The organism is Streptomyces sp. NPDC057638 (assembly GCF_042800315.1).
Taxonomy (GTDB): domain Bacteria; phylum Actinomycetota; class Actinomycetes; order Streptomycetales; family Streptomycetaceae; genus Streptomyces.
In genome coordinates, this window is sequence record NZ_JBHVHF010000619.1 from 1 (window position 1) to 1132 (window position 1132).

Annotated in this window: 1 pseudogene; it reads right to left on the reverse strand. The window is 78.8% G+C overall.

The features are described 5' to 3' along the window. Positions 1-1132, reverse strand: a pseudogene (locus ACFVIM_RS35260) (ATP-binding protein); the annotation flags it as partial.

Below are 1132 nucleotides of genomic sequence, written 5' to 3' on the forward strand. Positions count from 1 at the left end.
GATCTGAGGGGCGTCGAGCCGGTACCCGGCGGCCAGCTCCGCCAGGCCCGCCGGATCCGCCCTGACGGCCGGGTCCACCGGATCCGCCCTGTCCGGCGCGCCCAGCGCGCCCCGCGCGGGCGCGGCGGCGGTGAGCGCACGGCGCCACTGCCGCGCCCGCTGTGCCGCCGTGGGCCGGGGCAGGGCGAGCGGTACGGGGCTGAGGGGCGCCCACCGGGGGTCCCACTCCATGGCCCCGTACACGATCAGCGGTGTCCCGGCGGCGGCCAGACACAGCTCCCGCAGCAGCCGGGCGCCGTCCGGCTGCCCCGGGTCCAGCGCGTCGAGGGGGCCGAGGACGGTACCGCCGCCGCCGAGTCTGGCCTCCAGCGCCAGGGCGCCCGGCAGCTCGGCGGGGTACGGGCCGACCACGACCGCCGCGATGTCCACCACCAGGGGCCGGTGGCCCGTCAGCGCGAGGGCCTCGACGGCCACCCGGCCGCCGTCGCCGCCCCGGTCGAGCAGATGGACCAGCCCTCCTCCGGTCCGGATGGCGGCGGCCACCCGGCGGACCGTCTCCTCCCCGCCGTCACCCAGGGCCCGGCCGACGGCGGCGCGCCCGTACAGCCGGGCGTCGGGTTCCCGGTCGCCGAGGAGATGGGCCACCACCCGGTCGGGCACGGCCAGCGGCCGGGAGAGCAGCGGGCGTTCCTCCTCCCGTACCGCGAGCAGACCGCCGTCGACCAGGGGCGCGGACGGCGCGAACCGGAACCGGCCCGCGCCCGCGGCGGGCAGTCCGCACAGTTCCAGGGCCAGGCCGATGGTGGGTCGGCGCCGGGTGAGGTCGTCGTGGAGATAGCCGTAGAGCCGCTCGAAGCGGGCGTCGATATCCGGGGCCAGGGCGATCAGCAGCAGTTCGACATCGAGAGGGGTCAGCCGGAAGTCCCGGGCGAGGCGCCCGACCCGGGTCCCGGGCGGCGGCGTGGCGGCGAAGCGGCCGTTCAGAGCCGCGGGGCCGTCGGGGCCGTTGACGGGAGCGGGGAAGAAGGCCGACGGGGCGTCGAGGATCCGCTGGGCCGCCGCCGGGGTGAGGTACTGACCCCGGTAGGGGTCGTCCGGCACCTGGTCGGGGGCCCCGCCCGCGGCCGCGTCC